The organism is Mobiluncus sp. (assembly GCF_985070215.1).
In genome coordinates, this window is sequence record NZ_CFKZQR010000078.1 from 1 (window position 1) to 3,249 (window position 3,249).

A 3,249-nucleotide genomic window follows, 5' to 3' on the forward strand; every position below is an offset into this window, starting at 1 on the left:
CCCGCCTTTGTATGCCAATAGTTTGCCAGAAAGCCTAAACCTCGGGCCGGGCACAGCACAGACGTGGCCCTAATAAACCGTGAGTTTGGCGTTGCCGTCCGACCAGGAAACGACCACGTCATAGCCAGACAGTTTGAAAATCTTGGAACGAACCACCAAACGGAACTGCAAGCCTTGATCGGCCAAAGTGACCCGGCTGATGGACAGGCGGTTGGTGTCGGTGTCCTCAAAATGCCCGTCGTCGAAGATCCGCTGCCAGATTCCGGCGCGTTTCACCTGCCACTCATAGGTCGTGTCGAACAGGGAGCCGTCAGGGTCCATAATAGGTGCTGCCTCAAACGAGACGCGCGACCCCACCGGGACTTTTGCGCTGGACGGCATATTCTTTAGACCCTGAACCGCCACCCGCACCGGTTCAGAAGTGGCGGTACCTTCAGAAGAAATCGCTATCAGGCGGTATTCGGTGTTCTTCGACCGGTCCCAGGACCAGATTCCATCGGGGGTGTAAGTTTCCTGGTTTGCTCCGGGGATGTCCCTCCAGGTTCCGGCATGATCGCGTTCCTGCCACTGATATTTCGGCACCGGCCAAGCCGAAACTTGCATTCGGATGGGGTTGACCAGCTTGTATCCCACCCCGGTCAGAGGCTGTTCCATCAGCCGAATTTGAGGGGCGGTTTTCTCCAAGGGGGTCAGCGGGTCGAACAGCGCCACCTGATATTCGTAGGTGCTCTTCGGGGCGTTTTTCACCCCCTCAATCTTGACTTTGTACACCAGGTTTTCCTGGCCCACCGGCTTTCGTTCAATCGTGGGGAACTTCATCAGCAGGGTGGAATAGTCCGCAATGGCGCGGGGCGTGAACGTAATCCCCCGCTCACCAGGGTGAATGGTGGTGAGAGGAACCGGGTGTCCGGTCGGGTCAATAATGGTGGCTTTCGCGGTGGAGAGGTCCGCGTTCAGCACCGAAAAGCTCCAACGTTCCAAGTCCATCCCCGAGTTGGTTTCCCCTACCGAGGTCAACAATTGTTTGGGAAAGAACCCGGCGGAGGGCCAGCTCATCCATTCTGGGGAAGGGGCTTGGGGATTATGCATGGCTTCGGCGGGCAACCCCGGATAGGGTTCGCCGGTACGAACCGAGATAGCGGTATAGCCTGCCACGGCTCCGATAGAAGACAGGGACAACTGCGGATCCATCATAAACAGGCGGTGTCCGAGCTGGTCATTAGTGGGGTTGGATTGGTTGGAATAATCCATGTAATACCACAGGGCAGTTTCCGCCGAAGTTTGTGAGATAGATTGGGCGAGGTTGGAATGCCTCGCCCCGCGCACCGCATCATCGGTAGCACAAGCAAACCCCTCTACCGCCGGATAGTGCGACAGTTTACCGTTGCGGGCGCTGACCATTGCGGCGGCTTGAGTGTAGGGAGCGATAGCCCCGGAGGTGTCCAGCGTCACCGCGTTCAAACCGTTGAGCCCGCGCATAAAATTCCAGGCCTCCATAATGGGAAGAATCCCGTCCGTTACGGCTTGACCGGGGTCGCATTTTTCCAGGTCCACCCCGACACTCATGGCGGGACGAATCATGTTTTTTTCGTAATGTGCCAGGTAGGCACGGCGAACTTCAGATTTAGAAGTCGTGTCGATAAAGTTGTCGTCCGGTGGCGCCGGCTGGTGCAGTTCGGCGGAGTGGACTCGGTCGGGGGTTTTTGCCGCACCGAATTTGCTGCCATGCCCGCTAGCGGGAACTTCCAGCACACATGCCACGAGGATACCGACGATGGAGACGAATGCCAGTGCTGGCGTCAGTTTAGTGTCTAACGCACGGCGCATCGTTCAGCCCTCCCCTCGCAAAACGGCAACGCCCCGGCCTCCTTCCAATCTGACAAAGACCAGATGAATTGGGCGCACTTTCCCTCTTTAATCGTATCGACCTTCATGAGTCGTGAATGAGAATTATATATCGCGACTTCTTGCAGGCGAGACCAGCGAAAGGGAGTTGGGTCCGCTTTTCCTCCGGCAGGGGGTCTACCCTTGGTCTTTGCGCTGAGTGGGAGTGCAAAAGGTCGGATGTACGTGGTGCCGGTAAGGCTTGTGTGATATAAATCACAAGCAGAAAGGGCGATTAGACCTGACAATTTCGATGGTGACAAAGCCCCCCGGAAAACCCCTGAATTTTACCCAATCGGGGAATTCGAGGTATCTTTCAGAAGGTAAACTCATTTTTTGCGCATTTAAAAGGAGTAAGACTTAGTGGCTGAAGCAAACCAAAAACTCGTGATTGTCGAGTCCCCGGCGAAAGCCCGAACCATTGGGAGGTTTCTTGGCGACGACTTCGACGTGGAGGCATCGGTGGGTCACATTCGTGACCTCGCGCAGCCCTCTGATCTTCCCGCCGCGTTGAAAAAGACCGGCTACGCGAAGTTCGCGGTTGACTTGGATCACGACTTCGAGCCGTATTACGTGGTTGACGGGGATAAGAAAAAGAAAGTTAGCGAGCTGAAAGCCCGGCTGAAAGATGCTGACGAACTCTTGCTGGCCACTGATGAGGACCGCGAGGGGGAGGCTATTGCCTGGCACCTGCTGGAGGTGCTGAAACCGAAAGTCCCCGTGAAACGCATGGTGTTTCACGAGATTACTAGGGACGCTATCAACCACGCCCTGAACCACCCCCGCGAGCTAGACACCGACCTGGTCAATGCCCAAGAGACTCGCCGTATCCTCGACCGCCTGGTCGGATACGAAGTCTCCCCCCTGCTGTGGCGCAAGATTCGTACCGGCTTGTCAGCAGGACGGGTGCAGTCGGTGGCGACCCGGATGGTCGTCGACCGGGAACGCGACAGGATGAGTTTTACCTCTGCTGAATACTGGGATTTGGTGGCGTGGCTGACTCCCGAGGCGGACGGCACCGAGTTCTCCGCCACCTTGCGGGAGGTGGATGGCAAACGCATTGCGACCGGAAAAGACTTTGACGAGCACGGAAAGCTCAAGTCCGCGGCACAAAAGGCCGGGGTGTTTGCGCTGGATGGCGCCACGGCACGAAAGCTGGCTGACGCCATCAGCACAGGCGCGACCTGGTCGGTCGACGACGTAGACTCCAAGCCTTATCGGCGCCGTCCCCCCGCCCCGTTCACGACGTCCTCCCTGCAGCAAGAAGCGTCCCGGAAACTACGGTTGAACTCGCGAGACACGATGCGCGTGGCACAGTCTCTGTACGAAAACGGCTACATCACCTATATGCGTACCGACTCGGTC

At 57.2% G+C, this 3,249-nt stretch carries 2 protein-coding genes; one reads left to right on the forward strand and one right to left on the reverse strand.

The features are described 5' to 3' along the window. Positions 1-69: 69 nt before the first annotated feature. Positions 70-1,827, reverse strand: coding sequence for a CAP domain-containing protein (locus tag AC5LBQ_RS09465; protein WP_297345672.1), 1,758 nt, complete (start codon positions 1,825-1,827; stop codon positions 70-72). Between the two features lie 420 nt (positions 1,828-2,247). Here AC5LBQ_RS09465 and AC5LBQ_RS09470 point away from each other — a divergent pair. After that, a partial coding sequence (locus tag AC5LBQ_RS09470) for a DNA topoisomerase (protein ID WP_493265319.1) occupies positions 2,248-3,249 on the forward strand: 1,002 nt, incomplete at its 3' end.